At 63.0% G+C, this 16,512-nt stretch carries 14 protein-coding genes; 3 read left to right on the top strand and 11 right to left on the bottom strand.

Annotated elements, in window-relative coordinates; translation table 11 throughout:
- Nucleotides 1-75 precede the first annotated feature (75 nt).
- The 11 genes from rpoB to OC450_RS26740 all read right to left on the bottom strand — a co-directional run bounded on the left by rpoB (nucleotide 76) and on the right by OC450_RS26740 (nucleotide 12,600).
- On the bottom strand, nucleotides 76-4,194 hold the full coding sequence (gene rpoB / locus OC450_RS26690; protein ID WP_211386662.1) for a DNA-directed RNA polymerase subunit beta: 4,119 nt from the start codon (nucleotides 4,192-4,194) through the stop codon (nucleotides 76-78).
- Nucleotides 4,195-4,674: 480 nt separating this feature from the next.
- Nucleotides 4,675-5,046, bottom strand: coding sequence for a 50S ribosomal protein L7/L12 (rplL, locus tag OC450_RS26695; protein ID WP_211386663.1), 372 nt, complete (start codon nucleotides 5,044-5,046; stop codon nucleotides 4,675-4,677).
- Nucleotides 5,047-5,100: 54 nt separating this feature from the next.
- Nucleotides 5,101-5,619, bottom strand: coding sequence for a 50S ribosomal protein L10 (gene rplJ / locus OC450_RS26700; RefSeq protein ID WP_211386664.1), 519 nt, complete (start codon nucleotides 5,617-5,619; stop codon nucleotides 5,101-5,103).
- Nucleotides 5,620-6,206: 587 nt separating this feature from the next.
- On the bottom strand, nucleotides 6,207-7,154 hold the full coding sequence (locus tag OC450_RS26705; RefSeq protein ID WP_262048956.1) for a 2-hydroxyacid dehydrogenase: 948 nt from the start codon (nucleotides 7,152-7,154) through the stop codon (nucleotides 6,207-6,209).
- Nucleotides 7,155-7,244: 90 nt separating this feature from the next.
- Nucleotides 7,245-7,937 carry a 50S ribosomal protein L1 gene (rplA, locus tag OC450_RS26710; RefSeq protein ID WP_014494487.1) on the bottom strand — a complete coding sequence of 231 codons (693 nt, stop codon included), beginning with the start codon at nucleotides 7,935-7,937 and terminating at the stop codon, nucleotides 7,245-7,247.
- A gap of 6 nt (nucleotides 7,938-7,943) precedes the next feature.
- On the bottom strand, nucleotides 7,944-8,372 hold the full coding sequence (gene rplK, locus OC450_RS26715) for a 50S ribosomal protein L11 (protein WP_045008228.1): 429 nt from the start codon (nucleotides 8,370-8,372) through the stop codon (nucleotides 7,944-7,946).
- Between the two features lie 131 nt (nucleotides 8,373-8,503).
- Nucleotides 8,504-9,058, bottom strand: coding sequence for a transcription termination/antitermination protein NusG (gene nusG / locus OC450_RS26720; protein ID WP_008136441.1), 555 nt, complete (start codon nucleotides 9,056-9,058; stop codon nucleotides 8,504-8,506).
- Nucleotides 9,058-9,249, bottom strand: coding sequence for a preprotein translocase subunit SecE (gene secE, locus OC450_RS26725; RefSeq protein WP_007611620.1), 192 nt, complete (start codon nucleotides 9,247-9,249; stop codon nucleotides 9,058-9,060). Before secE ends, nusG begins: the two co-directional genes overlap by 1 nt.
- 375 nt (nucleotides 9,250-9,624) lie before the next feature.
- Complete coding sequence (locus tag OC450_RS26730; protein ID WP_211386666.1) at nucleotides 9,625-10,893, bottom strand: class I SAM-dependent methyltransferase; 1,269 nt, start codon at nucleotides 10,891-10,893, stop codon at nucleotides 9,625-9,627.
- A gap of 84 nt (nucleotides 10,894-10,977) precedes the next feature.
- The gene (locus tag OC450_RS26735; protein WP_256808389.1) at nucleotides 10,978-12,000 is read right to left on the bottom strand and encodes a lysylphosphatidylglycerol synthase transmembrane domain-containing protein; all 1,023 of its coding nucleotides are present in this window, start codon (nucleotides 11,998-12,000) and stop codon (nucleotides 10,978-10,980) included.
- Nucleotides 12,001-12,012: 12 nt separating this feature from the next.
- A complete protein-coding gene (locus tag OC450_RS26740; protein ID WP_249129548.1) occupies nucleotides 12,013-12,600 on the bottom strand; it encodes an SIS domain-containing protein in 588 nt (195 codons plus the stop codon).
- Between the two features lie 166 nt (nucleotides 12,601-12,766).
- Between OC450_RS26740 and OC450_RS26745 the strand changes: the two genes are divergently transcribed.
- The 3 genes from OC450_RS26745 (at nucleotide 12,767) to OC450_RS26755 (ending at nucleotide 16,479) form a co-directional block, all read left to right on the top strand.
- The gene (locus tag OC450_RS26745; RefSeq protein WP_256808395.1) at nucleotides 12,767-13,795 is read left to right on the top strand and encodes an SDR family oxidoreductase; all 1,029 of its coding nucleotides are present in this window, start codon (nucleotides 12,767-12,769) and stop codon (nucleotides 13,793-13,795) included.
- Nucleotides 13,796-13,884: 89 nt separating this feature from the next.
- Nucleotides 13,885-15,450, top strand: coding sequence for a PfkB family carbohydrate kinase (locus tag OC450_RS26750; protein WP_211386669.1), 1,566 nt, complete (start codon nucleotides 13,885-13,887; stop codon nucleotides 15,448-15,450).
- A gap of 27 nt (nucleotides 15,451-15,477) precedes the next feature.
- Nucleotides 15,478-16,479: an NAD-dependent epimerase/dehydratase family protein gene (locus OC450_RS26755; protein WP_211386670.1), complete on the top strand. Its 1,002-nt coding sequence runs from the start codon at nucleotides 15,478-15,480 to the stop codon at nucleotides 16,477-16,479.
- Nucleotides 16,480-16,512 lie beyond the last annotated feature (33 nt).

Below are 16,512 nucleotides of genomic sequence, written 5' to 3' on the forward strand. Positions count from 1 at the left end.
GCGGGGCGCCCTGCCCTCAAGGCCTCGGGTCGGGCGCCGATGCCCGGCCGTGAAGGCCGGGCATGAAAGGTCGTTTTACTCGGCCGCTTCCGACGTCGGCGCCGGACCCACCTTGGAATTGTGCAGGTCGACGTTGAGGCCGAGCGAGCGCATTTCCTTGACCAGCACGTTGAACGATTCCGGAATACCGGCCTCGAACGTGTCGTCGCCGCGCACGATCGCCTCGTACACCTTGGTGCGGCCGGCGACGTCGTCCGACTTCACCGTCAGCATCTCCTGGAGCGTGTACGCCGCGCCGTAAGCTTCGAGCGCCCACACCTCCATTTCGCCGAAGCGCTGGCCGCCGAACTGCGCCTTGCCGCCCAGCGGCTGCTGGGTGACGAGCGAGTACGGACCGATCGAACGCGCATGGATCTTGTCGTCGACCAGATGGTGCAGCTTGAGCATGTAGATGTAGCCCACCGTCACCTTGCGATCGAACGCATCGCCGGTGCGGCCGTCATACACGGTCGACTGACCCGAAGCGTCCAGACCGGCAAGCTTCAGCATCTCCTCGATGTCGGCTTCCTTGGCGCCGTCGAACACCGGCGTCGCGATCGGCACGCCGCGGCTCAGATTGTGGCCGAGCTCGATCAACTCGTTGTCGTTGAGCGACTTGATCGTCTCGTCCTCGCCGTAGACCTTCTTCAAGGTTTCCTTCAGCGGCCTGATGTCCTGCTTCGACAAATAGGCATCGACCGTCTGGCCGATGCGCTTGCCGAGGCCGGCGCAGGCCCAGCCGAGATGGGTCTCGAGGATCTGTCCGACGTTCATGCGCGAGGGCACGCCCAGCGGGTTGAGCACGATGTCGGCGTGCGTACCGTCTTCGAGGAACGGCATGTCCTCGATCGGCACGATCTTCGACACCACGCCCTTGTTGCCATGGCGGCCGGCCATCTTGTCGCCGGGCTGGATCTTGCGCTTCACCGCGACGAAGACCTTGACCATCTTCATCACGCCGGGCGGCAGCTCGTCGCCGCGCTGAAGCTTCTCGACCTTGTCGAGGAAGCGCTGTTCCAGCCCCTTCTTCGACTCGTCGTACTGCTTCCGCATGGCCTCGATTTCGGCCATCAGCTTGTCGTTCGGCGAAGCGAACAGCCACCACTGCGACTTCGGGTACTCCTCGAGCACCGCACGGGTGATCTTGGTGTCCTTCTTGAAGCCCTTCGGACCGGCGATGCCCTGCCGTCCCTCGAGCAGCTCGGCAAGACGGTTGTAGACGTTGCGGTCCAGGATCGCCTGCTCGTCGTCGCGGTCCTTGGCCAGACGCTCGATCTCTTCCCGCTCGATCGCCAGAGCGCGCTCGTCCTTGTCGACGCCGTGACGGTTGAACACGCGCACTTCCACGATCGTGCCCTGCACGCCCGGAGGAACGCGCAGCGAGGTGTCGCGAACGTCGGAGGCCTTCTCGCCGAAGATGGCACGCAGGAGCTTTTCTTCCGGCGTCATCGGGCTTTCGCCCTTCGGCGTGATCTTGCCGACCAGGATGTCGCCGGCGCGCACTTCCGCGCCGATGTACACGATGCCGGCTTCGTCGAGGTTCTTCAGCGCTTCTTCCGAAACGTTCGGAATGTCGCGGGTGATTTCCTCGGGCCCGAGCTTGGTGTCGCGGGCCATCACCTCGAATTCCTCGATATGGATCGAGGTGAAGACGTCTTCCTTCACGATCCGCTCGGAGAGCAGGATCGAGTCTTCGAAGTTGTAGCCGTTCCACGGCATGAACGCGACGAGCACGTTCCGGCCGAGCGCGAGCTCGCCGAGATCGGTCGACGGACCGTCGGCGATGATGTCGCCCTTCTTGACGATGTCGCCGACCTTCACCAGCGGACGCTGGTTGATGCAGGTCGACTGGTTGGAGCGCTGGTACTTCATCAGACGGTAGATATCGACGCCCGACTTGGTCGGATCGAGATCTTCCGTGGCGCGGATGACGACGCGGGTCGCGTCGATCTGGTCGATCACGCCCGAACGGCGCGCCGCGATCGCGGCACCCGAGTCACGCGCAACGACGCCTTCCATGCCGGTGCCGACGAACGGAGCCTCGGCGCGAACCAGCGGCACCGCCTGGCGCTGCATGTTCGAGCCCATCAGCGCGCGGTTGGCGTCGTCGTTCTCGAGGAACGGGATCAGCGCCGCGGCAACCGAAACGAGCTGCTTCGGCGACACGTCCATGTAGTCGACCTTGTCCGGCGTCACCGGCAAGACTTCGCCGGCATGACGGCAGACCACGAGGTCTTCGGTGAAGCGGCCCTTCGGGTCGAGCGGCACGTTGGCCTGCGCGACCGTGTAGCGGCCCTCTTCCATCGCCGAGAGGTACACGACCTCGTCGGTGACGCGGCCGTCCTTGACCTTGCGGTAGGGCGTCTCGACGAAGCCGTACTTGTTCACGCGCGCGAAGGTCGCGAGCGAGTTGATCAAGCCGATGTTCGGACCTTCCGGCGTCTCGATCGGGCAGATGCGGCCGTAATGCGTCGGATGCACGTCGCGCACCTCGAAGCCGGCGCGCTCGCGGGTCAGACCGCCCGGTCCGAGCGCCGAGAGACGGCGCTTGTGGGTGATCTCCGACAGCGGGTTGGTCTGGTCCATGAACTGCGAGAGCTGCGAGGAGCCGAAGAACTCGCGCACGGCGGCAGCCGCCGGCTTGGCGTTGATCAGGTCCTGCGGCATGACCGTGTCGATGTCGACCGAGGACATGCGCTCCTTGATCGCGCGCTCCATGCGCAGGAGGCCGATGCGGTACTGATTCTCCATGAGCTCGCCGACCGAGCGCACACGGCGATTGCCGAGATGGTCGATGTCGTCGATTTCGCCCTTGCCGTCGCGCAAATCCACCAGCGTCTTGATGACGGAGAGGATGTCTTCCTTGCGCAGCGTGCGCTGGGTGTCGGGCGCATCGAGGTCGAGGCGCATATTCATCTTGACGCGGCCGACCGCGGAGAGGTCGTAACGCTCGGAATCGAAGAACAGCGACTGGAACATCGCCTGCGCCGAATCCAGCGTCGGCGGCTCGCCCGGACGCATCACGCGATAGATGTCGAACAGCGCGTCCTCGCGCGTCATGTTCTTGTCGGCCGAGAGCGTATTGCGGATGTAGGCGCCGACATTGACATGGTCGATGTCGAGCAGCGGCAACTCCTTATAGCCGTGCTCGTTGAGGGCCTTCATGGACTTGTCGGTGATCTCTTCACCGGCTTCCGCGTGGATCTCGCCGGTCTTGGGATTGACGAGGTCCTCGGCGAGATAGTTGCCGACGAGCTCCTCATCCGACAGGCGCAGCGCCTTCAGCCCCTTCTCCTGCATCTGACGCGCACCGCGGACGGTGAGCTTCTTGCCGGCCTCGAGCACGACCTTGCCGGTGTCGGCGTCGATCAGGTCGTTGATGGTCGAGTAACCGCGGAAACGGTTGGCGTCGAACGGAACGCGCCAGCCTTCCTTGGTCCGCTTGTAGAGGATCTTCTTGTAGAACGTGGACAGGATCGCCTCGCCGTCGAGGCCGAGCGCGAACATCAGCGACGTCACCGGAATCTTGCGGCGACGGTCGATACGCGCATACACGATGTCCTTGGCGTCGAACTCGATGTCGAGCCAGGAGCCGCGATACGGGATGACACGGGCGGCGAACAGCAGCTTGCCCGAGGAATGGGTCTTGCCCTTGTCGTGGTCGAAGAACACGCCGGGCGACCGGTGCATCTGCGAGACGATGACGCGCTCGGTGCCGTTGACGATGAAGGTGCCGTTCATCGTCATGAGCGGGATGTCGCCCATGTAGACGTCCTGCTCCTTGATGTCCTTCACCGACTTCGCGCCGGTTTCCTCGTCGATATCGAACACGATGAGGCGCAGCGTCACCTTGAGCGGTGCCGCGAAGGTCATGCCGCGCTGGCGGCACTCGTCGACGTCGTACTTCGGCTGTTCGAACTCGTAGCGGACGAATTCCAGCATCGAGGTGCCCGAGAAGTCCGAGATCGGGAACACCGAGCGGAACACCGCCTGCAGACCCTCGTCGAGGCGTCCGCCCGCGGGTTCGTCGACCATCAGGAACTGGTCATAGGATGCCTTCTGAACCTCGATGAGGTTCGGCATCTCGGCGACTTCCTTGATGTGTCCGAAGAACTTGCGAACGCGTTTGCGACCGGTGAATGTCTGCTGCGCCATCGTGGCCTCTCATTTCGTCGCCCGCTCGGGGCGCGTCGTCCAAGAAGCGGCTGCCACCACTCCCCGGGTTGAATTTTTCGAACCCGTTTTGGGGACCAAAAATCCAGTTTCAGGCCGTCATGTCCTGAATCTGTTCTTCAGATCTTCAAAACGCAAAACGACGCGCGGGGCGCATAGGCACGCCCGCCCGTCACAACGATCGTCTTCACGGACTGCAAAAGCCCGAAATAGCTTGCTCTCCCAACGGCTTACAGGGAAATCCGGCATCCCTGCCCACCGCGCTTTCGTGCTGCCGACCCGATATGGGGCGACAATAGTGGAGATTCGAGGGGTAAACCCTCAAATCCCCACACTTTTCCGTGTTCGGCCTGCATCGGGACGTTCCGTCGCACGCCTTTTGCATCTGGCCCACCCTTTCGAGATGGTCAGAGATCCCGGTTTCGCTGACGCTCGCCGGGATCTTGTGCCAGTAAGCGTTGCTTACTTGAGCTCGACCTTTGCGCCAGCCTTCTCGAGCTGGACCTTGATCTTCTCGGCTTCGTCCTTGTTCACGCCTTCTTTGACAGGCTTCGGCGCGCCCTCGACGAGGTCCTTTGCTTCCTTCAGGCCCAGGCCGGTGATGGCGCGGACTTCCTTGATGACCTCGATCTTCTTGTCGCCGGCGGCGGCCAGAACGACCGTGAACTCGGTCTTCTCTTCCGCCGGAGCGGCGGCAGCAGCGGCGGGACCGGCAACGGCCACTGCCGCAGCGGCGGACACGCCCCACTTTTCTTCGAGGAGCTTCGCGAGTTCGGCAGCTTCGAGCACGGTGAGGCTCGAGAGGTCGTCAACGATCTTCTGCAAGTCAGCCATTGTTCAGTTTCCTTGAATGTAAGTCTGGTTCGGGTTTGAGTTTTGCGAAGGGCGTCAGGCCGCTTCGCCCTTTGAGGCATGAGCCTGGATGACGCGCGCGAGCTTGCCCGCGGGCGCATTGGCGAGCTGAGCGAGCTTGGTCGCCGGGGCCACAAGCAGGCCGACGATCTTTGCACGCAGCTCGTCAAGCGACGGCAGCGAGGCAAGAGCCTTCACGCCGTCGACATTCAGGACGGTCGTTCCCATCGAGCCGCCGATGATGACGAACTTTTCGTTCGTCTTGGCGAATTCGACGGCGACCTTTGGCGCCGCTACCGGATCATTCGAAGTGGCGATCACGGTCGGTCCCTTCAGCATGGGACCGATGGCAACGACGTCAGTGCCTTCAAGAGCAATTTTGGCGAGACGGTTCTTCGAGACCTTCACCGAGGCGCCAGCCTGCTTCATCTGCGTCCGCAGCTTCTGCATCTGGGCAACGGTCAGGCCGGAATATTGGGCAACGACCGCGACGCTCGTGGTCTTGAAGACCCCATTGAGCTGTTCGACCGCTTCCTTTTTTGCCGCTCGTTCCACAGCAAGCTCTTTCCGGTTGGCGGTCATCGCGAAAGCGGGACCGCCGGGTTGCACCCATCGTCCCGCCCAAACCTGAACCTCAGGGCCAAAACCCATCGGACACGCCGGGCAAGACGACAATTCAAAGCCTGCCCTCCGGGAGCCCGCTAAGGCCCACGGCGTGTCGAGGTCCGAACCAGACCCGTTCCGCGGAGCCAGCCGTAAAGCTGGGCGCGAAGTGAAATCCGGTCTTCACCCGTCTATGCAGGCCATGCGATTAAGCCGTTGAGAAATCGAGATTCCCCGCGGGCGCCTGCAGTCTTGGACAGGACAAGGTCAGCCGGCGAACCGCCCGACCTCTGCCCGCACTCCACCAACCGACGGGTTTTCTTCCCTTTTCCGGCAAATCCTTACGGACGTCCTGAAAAGGAATGATCTCCTGTCTTGTCGGGTTTTCGGAATGCGTGCACGAACGCGCCAGCCGAGGCCGGCACGTCCGGAAGCGGTTCTTTAACCGCTCGGAGCCTGCTTGCCAAGAGCAAAATTCACACCAGTTCCAATCCGTTGCCGCGGATGCCTGTCCTGGGCCGACAAGGGCTGATTCAGGCTCATTTGCCCCCATGAGGCAGCGACTTGCCCTCGAAGAACGCGCCTAGATTCGTCAGCACGCAATCCTGCATGGCGACGTGCGATTCGAGGGTGTGACCGCCGATATGCGGCGCGAGCACTACGTTAGCGAGCGCCGTCAGGGCGTCGGGGGCGTGCGGTTCCTTGTCGAAGACGTCGAGGCCGGCCCCCGCAATGGTCTTGTCGGTCAGGGCCGCTACCAGGGCCTTCTCGTCGATGACAGAGCCGCGGGAGATGTTGACGACATAGCCGTCCGCGCCCAGGCGCTTCAGGATGTCCGCATTGACGACATGCTGGGTGTCGGCCCCTGCCCGGACCGCGATCATCAGCACGCTGCACCAATCGGCCAGCGCCTCCAGGGTCGGGAAATATTGATAGGGCAAATCGTACTTAGTCCGGCTGAAATAGCCGATTTCGCTCTCGAAGGCGGCACAGCGCGCGGCGATCTTGCGACCGATCTCGCCCATGCCGTAGACGCCGATGCGGCGGCCGGGCATGCCGGCCTGGGGCCGCATCATCGGCGACGGCTTCGAGGCGGCCCAATCGCCGCTGCGGACATATTGGTCGGCAGCCAGGATCCGCCGCGTCGTCGCGAGCATCAGGGTCATCGCGATGTCGGCGACCGAGGCCGCATTGGCGCCCGGGCTGTGGCCGACTTCGATGTTGCGGGCTGCGGCCGCCTTCAGGTCGATGCCGTCATAGCCGGTGCCGTAGCAGACGATGGCGCCGAGCTTCGGAAACAGGTCCATCGCCTCCGCGTCGAGCGGCGTGCCGCCCGCGGTGAGCAGCGCGCGGATGCCACTCAGTTCATCGGCCGAAAACACTTCACGCGCGGGCTTGCCGCCGGTATCGAGCAGTTCGAACCGCTCGGCGAAACGCACCATCATCGTCTTGGGAAAGCGCGAGTAGATCAGGACCTTGTCAGCCATTGTTCTTGTTTCCGGTAAACGTCGCCACAAACGATGAGGGGCGGAATCGGTCGCCCGATTCCGCCCCTCACCTCATGCAATTTTCAAACCCTAGCCGAGAATGGTGCCCGGCTCGACCTTCACGCCGGGGCCCATCGTCGAGGACACCGCAACGCGCTGGATGTAGGTTCCCTTGGAGCCGGCGGGCTTGGCCTTGGAGACCGCGTCCGCGAGCGCCTTGATGTTCTCGACCAGTTTCTCCTCGGAGAACGAGGCCTTGCCGACGCCGGCCTGCAGGATGCCGGCCTTCTCGACACGGAACTCGACCGATCCGCCCTTGGCACCCTTCACCGCACCGGTGACGTCCATGGTCACGGTGCCGATCTTCGGGTTCGGCATCAGGCCGCGCGGGCCGAGCACCTTACCGAGACGGCCGACCAGCGGCATCATGTCGGGGGTGGCGATACAGCGGTCGAAATCGATCGAGCCGTTCTGCACCTTCTCGACCAGGTCTTCGGCGCCGACGACGTCGGCGCCCGCAGCCTTGGCCTCGTCGGCCTTGGCGCCGCGGGCGAACACGCCGACGCGGAGCGTACGGCCGGTGCCGTTCGGCAGGGTCACGACGCCGCGGACCATCTGGTCGGCGTGGCGCGGATCGACGCCGAGATTGATCGCGACCTCGATGGTCTCGTCGAACTTCGCTTTCGCGCGTTCCTTGACCATCTTGATGGCGTCCGCGAGCGGGTAAAGCTTTTCGCGGTCAACACCTTCGCGGGCTTTGTTCAAACGCTTTCCGATTGCCATGAGCCCTTACCCCGCCACTTCCAGACCCATCGAGCGGGCAGAGCCCTCGACCATCTTCATGGCCGATTCGATGGTGTCGCAATTGAGATCCTTCATCTTCTTCTCGGCGATCTCGCGCACCTGCGCCTTGGTCACCGCGCCGGCCTTGTCGCGGCCCGGCGCCTTCGAGCCGGACTGGATTTTTGCAGCCTGCTTGAGGAAGAAGGACATCGGCGGCGTCTTCATCTCGAAGGTGAAGGAACGGTCCGCATAGATGGTGATGACCACCGGGATCGGGGTGTTCTTCTCTTCCTTCTGGGTCTGGGCGTTGAACGCCTTGCAGAACTCCATGATGTTGAGACCACGCTGACCGAGCGCGGGACCGATCGGGGGCGAAGGATTCGCCGCACCGGCCGGGACCTGAAGCTTCAGGTATCCGGTCACTTTCTTTGCCATGTATCACTCCTGTTGTGCCGGCCTGGACCGGCGGTTTCAGGTTCCGTGGTTGGGATCGAGCGCGGCTGGCAACCGCCCTCTTCCTCCCACGGCCTATTTTCGCGCGAAGCTTCGCTTCACGCGTCGTCCGGTCAGACCTTCTCGACCTGACCGAATTCCAGCTCGACCGGCGTGGCGCGGCCGAAGATCGACACCGCGACCTTCACGCGCGAGCGCGCCTCGTCGATTTCCTCGACCACACCCGAGAACGAGGCGAACGGGCCGTCGGCCACGCGCACGTTCTCGCCGATCTCGAACGACACCGACGCCTTCGGCCGTTCCACGCCCTCCTGCACCTGGTGCAGGATGCGCATGGCCTCGGATTCCGAGATCGGCATCGGCTTGTTTTCGGCGCCGAGGAAGCCCGTCACCTTCGGCGTGTTCTTGATCAGATGAAACGCCTCGTCGGTCAGCTTCATCTTCACCAGCACGTAGCCCGGGAAGAACTTGCGCTCGGCATCGATCTTGCGGCCGCGGCGCACTTCCGTGACCTTCTCGGTCGGGACCAGCACCAGCTCGAACAGCTCCTCGAGCCCGCGCTGCTTGGCCTGCTCGCGGATCGATTCGGCGACCTTCTTTTCGAAATTCGAATAGGCGTGGACGATGTACCAGCGCTTGTCAGACAATTGAGCCGTTGCTGTTGCCATCAGTGGATGCCCAGAAGGAAGGTGATGAGGTAGCGGATGATCTGGTCGGCGGCGAAGAAGAAGATCGAGGCCACGGCGACCATCACGAACACCATGATGGTGGTGATCGTGGTCTCGCGGCGGGTCGGCCAGGTGACCTTGGCGGTCTCCGAGCGCACTTCCTGCAAGAACTTGAACGGGCTGACTGCCATCGTTTGATGTCCAACGTCCGTCGACAGACGCGAATGAATTTCAGGGATCCGAACAGCCGCCGTTGGCCCAGCCCTCTGTCTTGAAGGATGAGCCGGAAACCGGGCTCGATTGTTCGGGGATTTCAAAGCCGCGCCGGAAATCCGCGTTTAACGGGCCGGCAGCGAGTGCGGGGTATCTACTGCGGATGGGACCAAAGGTCAAGATAGAGAGGGCTCGCGCGGACAACCCGACCTCCCCGGACGACCGAACAGAGCCCAGGCCGATCAAGGGCTTATCTGCCCCTGCCAAAGCGCCGTCCCGGAGCTTCAGCCGGTTCCTTGCAGAACGACAGTAAAGGGGTCCCTCTCCTGCCCCCCTTTAGCGACCTGGCACGGTCAGTCGGCCCGATCGACCACGGAGATACCGGGCAGCGGCACCACGAACTTTCCGCCCTCGGCGAAATAACGGGCATGCTTGGCCCGGATCGGATCCACATAGCGCCAGGCGAAGACGACGACGAACGCCGGCTTGCGCTCGTAAAGGGCTGCGGGCGGCAGAATCGAAATGTCGTATCCCGGGCCGGCCATCACGTTCGCCTTCTTGGGGTCGTCGTCCACCAGGAAGTCGATCTTGTTCTCCAGGCCGAACTGCGGCAGCAGGGTCGTGGTGCCGACGGAGACGCCGTAGCCGGCCACCAGCTGACCGCGCGCGTGGGCGGCATCGGCCATCGCGACCAGCTCGTCCCGGATGGCGGCGATTCTCTTCGCATAGGGCGCATAATAGGCCGGCCGGTCGACGCCGAGCCGGTCTTCCTCGGCGACGAAGCGGGCAACCTCCGCAGACGGCTTCTTGGCGCCGCCAACGCGCTGCACCGTCACGCGGATCGAACCGCCCTTGGTCCAGATGTGCTGGACGTCGATCAATTCCATGCCGAGCCGCGCGAAGAAGCGCGTCAGCGGCTTGATGTTAAAATACGACAGATGCTCGTGGTAGACAGTGTCGAGAAGGTTCTTCTCGGTGACGTCAACGCCGTATTGCGTCTCGAAAACGAACAACCCGTCCGGCGCAAGCACGTCGCGAACCCCGATCACCAGCGGATCGAGATTGTCGACATTGGCGATCATGTTATTGGCGATGACGACGCTGGCCGCACCATGGCTCTGCAGAATGCGGTGACCAATGGCATCGGTGAAGAAATCGCCGATAGTCTCGATCCCCGCTTCCGTCGCACGCCGCGCGATGTCGACGGCGGGATCGACACCCAGTACCCGCATGCCGCGCTCTTTGAAGAAGCCGAGCAGCGAGCCGTCATTGCTGCCGAGTTCGACGACCAGCGAGCCCGGCGCAATCCCGAAACGGCTGATGACGTCGTTGGCATAGCCTGCGAAATGCTCCCGCAGGCCGAGCGAGAGCGAGGTCGTGTAGACGTAGTTGCGGTACTGGATCTCCGGATTGCCGACATGGAGAATCTGGAGGTGGCCGCAGTCTGCGCACAGGTGCAGCGCCATCGGCACGGCGGCCCGAAAGACGGGATCGTCGACGCTGGCGTCCGGCACCTGGAAGTTCGGCGTGCCAATGGGCATGCCAGCCATGGGGACGACCAGTTCCTGCTTGTCCGAATGACAAAGGCGGCAGGTATGACGAACGTAGAACAGGTTTTTCATTGTGGGACCGGAAAACGGAGACACGCGCGGGTGAGGCAATCCTACCCTGTGGAGATCAGATCGGCGGCAATGATTCAAGAGCGATCAAGGGTGGCTCGATACCTCCTCGGCTTTCGCCAGCCCGTAGTCCGCCGATGCTTCCGCAGCCTTCGCTGCCTTGTCCGCCGAATATGAGCCGCGCTCCGGACTTGCCAGCCAGATCACGCCGCCTGCGAGACCGATGAGGACGCTGACGGCACCCAGCAGGATTGAAACCGACAGCGCTTCCTCGGAAGGAACGCCCGCCAGACCGAGACAGGCGACCATCGCCCCTTCACGAACGCCCCAGCCGCTGATCGAGATCGGAACTGCGGTCAGCAGGATCACCGGCGGAATCAGAACGGCGGCGTCCACCACCGAGAGTTGCGCTCCTACGCCGCGGGCCAGGGCATAACAAGCCGCCGCCGTCACGAGATGGATGAGGAGCGCCGATCCGAAAAGCAAACCGCGGTGCTCGGATTGCAGGAGAAGGAATCTGACGAGCGTTCCGAACCGGACGAAGCTCTCGATCGCGGGAAACGCGATGAGGCGCTTGGGCAGGCGATCGAGCGTCAACAGCACCACGGTGCCGGCGACGCCCGCCAATGTCAGCCCGCCGATGGCCAGGATCGCGGCCTGATTGGACACGCGCGACATCAGGAACGGCAATCCGGCCACCATCAGCACGATCAGCCCGATCAACGCCGTGAAACGGTCCGCTGCAACGCCCTTGACCGCTTCCGGCCACTGCACGCCACGCTGGCGCAGCAGCCACATTCGCACCGCATCGCCGCCGACCGACGACGGCAATACCTGATTGAACCAGAGGCTGATCATGAGGATTCGCCAGCCGGCCAGCCAGTCCAGCGACACGCCGAGCGCGCGCATGATCAGCTCCCACCGGCCGTTGAGCGCGAAGGTCTGAACGAATATCAGCGCGAGCGCGAGCACGAACAGGAACGGATCGACGGAGACGAGGTGAGTCCGCAACGCATGCAGGTCGAGACCGCGCGCGATGTAGACCAGCACGGCGATCGACAGCAGAAGTTTTACTGAAAACAGGACCGCCTGCTTGAGCCGCGACTGCATCGGATGCCCGCCTCAGGATGCCGGATATTCCGCGCGACCGATAACGAGGTCGATCGCGGCCATCATCCAGAACTGGTGCGTGGTCTCGACGATGTTGTAGCTGCGGCTGTCGGCCCAGAAATTGATGTCCCCGAGGTTGCGCAGGGGGTTGTCCTCGTTCATGCCCGACAGCGTGATCACGCCGAGCTTCATCGTCCGTGCCTGTGCAACCGCATTGAGGATGTTCTTCGAACGCCCCGACGAGCTGATCGCGACCAGACAGTCGCCGGCGCGGGCGCTCAACCGCACGGCATGCGCGATCCAGTCCTCGAAGCCGTAGTCGTTGGCAAGGCACGACATCATGCTTGCATCGCTGAAGCACAGTGCGGGCACAGCGGCGTTCTTCGCCAGATCGATAGCCAGATGCGAGGCGATACCGGCCGAGCCGCCGTTGCCGATGAAGATGACGCGGCCACCCTGCTCGCGGGCGCGCAACCAGGCCGCGCGCGTGGCGGAGATCCTGGCAAAAACACCGTCGTCCGCCGCCGTCGCGCGATGGAGGCGTTGCACGTAATCGTCGAGAAAAGCCTTGTGATCGGGATCGACGGACTCGGCTGGCATGGGCTGGCGGCTCGATTGCAACATGACGGGGTGATACCGGCTATTACCAGGGATTGCAAAGGTATAATACTTGCAAAGTTTGCGAGCGGCTGGTAGTCGGCTTTCGGGTTTCACTCAAACATTGGCGAGCCTGTTTCGCTGGGCATTCGCGTCACGGATGTTCCCCATGAAATGCATCGTTACTGGCGGCGCCGGCTTCATTGGAAGTCACCTCGTCGATCGCCTCCTGGATGACGGCCACGAGGTCATCGCGCTCGACAATTTCGTGATCGGACGGCCCGAAAATCTGGCCGCGCGTGCCAATTCGAGCCAGCTCAACATCGTGCGGGCCGACGTCACCGACCTCGATTCGATCAGACCGTATTTCAACGGTGTCGACTGGGTCTTCCATCTCGCGGCGCTGGCCGACATCGTTCCCTCGATCGAGTCCCCGATCCCCTATCATCGCGCCAATGTCGACGGCACGGTCAACGTTCTCGAGGCCGCGCGGCAGGCTCGCGCCAGCCGCTTCGTTTACGCCGCATCGTCGTCCTGCTACGGAATTCCCAACGCCTATCCGACCCCGGAGAGCGCCGAGATCCGTCCGATGTATCCCTATGCGCTCACCAAGAATCTCGGTGAGCAGTGCGTCATGCATTGGTGCCAGGTCTACAAGCTGCCCGCGGTCGCGCTGCGTCTGTTCAACGTGTACGGGCCGCGCCACCGTACCACGGGCACTTACGGTGCGGTGTTCGGCGTCTTCATGGCGCAGAAGCTCGCCGGCAAGCCCTTCACGGTGGTTGGCGATGGCGAGCAGACCCGCGACTTCACCTTCGTCAGCGATGTCGCCGATGCCTTCGTGACCGCCGCGCGCTCGGAGGTCTCGAACGAGATATTCAACGTCGGCTCCGACAACACCTACAGCGTCAACCGGCTGGTCGAGCTTCTCGGCGGCGACAAGGTCCACATTCCCAAGCGGCCCGGCGAGCCCGACTGCACCTACGCCGACATCACCAAGATCAAGCGGGTCCTGAAATGGACCCCGAAAGTGAAGTTCGAGGTCGGCGTCGCGACGATGCTGAAGTCGATGGACCAGTACAAGGACGCTCCCCTTTGGACGGTGGACAAGATCGCCGACGCCACCAAGGACTGGTTCAAATATCTTGGTGGCGAAAACGATTCGGCGTCCGGCACGTCGCAGAAGGCAAGCCGTTGAGCCGACGCGTTCGAACTCAATGCTCTCGCCGCCAACCGATCATTTCCGGGTCGGTCAACCGAGACCGACCTGCGCTTTAGGTAATTCACATGGGTAATGCTCCGACAGACAAGCCGACCGGCCATCCGGCCCCGCACGAGAAGATCAAGACGATCGAGGAACTGGCCGCGATCGCGCGGGCCGCGCAGGCAGAAGGCCGGACCGTCGCACTCTGCCACGGCGTGTTCGATCTCGTGCATCTCGGCCATGTCCGGCACATCCTGGCAGCGCGCAACGAGGCCGACGTCGTCATCGTGACCGTGACGGCCGACCGTTTCGTCAACAAGGGACCGGGACGGCCGATCTTTCCGGAGAACATGCGCGCGGAGATGCTGGCCGCGCTCGGCACGGTCGACTGGGTCGGAATCAACCGGACCTCGAGCGCCGAGCCGATCCTCGATGCCGTACGCCCCGACATCTACGTGAAGGGTTCGGACTACGAAAATCCCGAGGATGACGTCACCGGCAAGATCGCCACCGAGCGGGAGGTCGTCGAACGCCATGGCGGCCGCGTCGTCTTCACGCGCGACGTCACCTTCAGCTCGTCGTCGCTGATGAATCGCTACTTCGACATCTACGATCCCCCCCTGCGCGACTACCTCCAGAAGGTGCGCGAAGGCGGCGGCGCCGAACGCCTGCTGAAGCTGATCGACAAGATCCAGGACATGCACGTCGTGCTGGTCGGCGACACCATCATCGACGAATACCAGTACGTCACGGCGCTCGGAAAGGCCTCGAAAGAAAACATCGTCGCCACACTGTTCAAGAACGGCGAGCAATTTGCCGGCGGCGTCATTGCCGCGGCCAATCACGTGGCGAGCTTCTGCAAGTCCGTGGAGATCGTCACGACGCTCGGTGGCAACGACTACCCGGAAGAGTTCATCCGCGCGCATGTCCGCCCGAACGTCACGCTCACGCCGATCCGCATTCAGGGCCGTCCGACGACCCGCAAATTGCGGTACGTCGAGCTTGGATATCTGCACAAGCTCTTCGAAGTATACACCATGGACGACACGCCGCTCGACGAGGCCGAGCGGAAGGAGATCGACCAAATCACCGCCGAGCGCGTTCGCGGCGGGGACGTGGTGATCGTCACCGATTTCGGTCACGGCATGATCGCGCCAAGCACGATCGATGCCCTGATCGCCAACTCCAAGTTCCTGGCGATCAACGCCCAGAGCAACAGCGGAAACCACGGCTATAATCTGGTCACGAAATATCCGCGGGCCGACTACCTCTGCATCGACGCGCCGGAAGCCCGGCTGGCGGCCACCGACAAGTTCAGCGACATCGCGTCGGTGATCGAGAACGGACTGCACGGCAAGATCGACTGCGACAACATGATCATCACGCACGGCTCGTTCGGCTGCTACCCCTTCTCGTCGAAGACCGGCGTGGCGCGCGTTCCCGCTTTCACCAAGACAGTCGTCGACACCGTCGGCGCGGGGGACGCCTTCCTGACGATCACCGCGCCTCTGGTCGCCGCCGGCGGCAATATCGAGGACGTCGCCTTCATCGGCAACGCTGCAGGCGCGATCAAGGTCGGTATCGTCGGCCACCGCAGTTCGGTCGAAAAGGTGCCACTGGTCAAATTCGTCACCGCGTTGCTGAAGTAACGCGAACGGCAATTCTGGAGAACGACAGTGATTGATCAAAAATGGAATGTGATGGTCACCGGTGGCGCCGGCTATGTCGGCAGCGTGCTGGTTCCCCATTTGCTCGCCGCGGGCCACAAGGTCACCGTGCTCGACCTGTTCATGTACGGCGAGGACGTCTTCGACGCCGTCCGCAACAACCCCAATTTGCGCCTGATCAAGGGCGACATCCGCGACGAGGCCGCGATCAACGAGGCCCTGCGCGGCAACAACGCGGTGATCCATCTCGCCTGCATCTCCAACGACCCGTCGTTCGAACTCGACCCGTCGCTCGGAAAATCCATCAATTACGATTGCTTCCGGCCGATGGTGCGCGCCGCGAAGAAGGCCGGCATCAAGCGCTTCATCTACGCGTCCTCGTCCAGCGTCTACGGCATCAAGGACGAGGCCGAGGTGACGGAGGATCTGTCCTGTGAGCCGCTGACCGACTACTCGAAATTCAAGGCGATGTGCGAGACCGACCTTGCCGAGGAGGCCGCGTCGGGGTTCGTCACATGCACCGTCCGTCCCGCCACCGTCTGCGGTTACGCGCCGCGGCAGCGGCTCGACGTCGTCGTCAACATCCTGACCAATCTCGCGGTCAACACGGGCCGCATTCGCGTGTTCGGCGGAACGCAGCGCAGACCCAACCTGCACATCGAGGACATGTCCGCGGCCTATCTGTTCCTGCTGCAGCAGGACGACGCGAAGATCGACGGCAAGACCTACAATATCGGCTACGAGAATCACTCGCTGATGAAGATCGCCGATATCGTCAAGTCGGTGGTCGGCAGCAATGTCGACGTCGCGGTGGAGCCGACCGACGATCTGCGCTCATACCACGTCTCGTCGGAGAAGATCCGCCGCGAGCTCGGCTTTGCGCCGACGCACACGATCGAGCAGGCCGTGTCGGGGCTGGTCGACGCCTTCAAGTCCGGCCGTCTGCCGAACTCGCTCAACGACCCCCGGTACTTCAACATCAAGATGATGCAGAACATCAGCCTGAAGTGAGCCGCGGAGGTCCCGACCAAGCCGGCTCCTCGC

Source organism: Bradyrhizobium sp. Bra78, assembly GCF_024519855.1.
In the GTDB taxonomy this organism is placed as follows: Bacteria; Pseudomonadota; Alphaproteobacteria; order Rhizobiales; family Xanthobacteraceae; genus Bradyrhizobium; species Bradyrhizobium japonicum_G.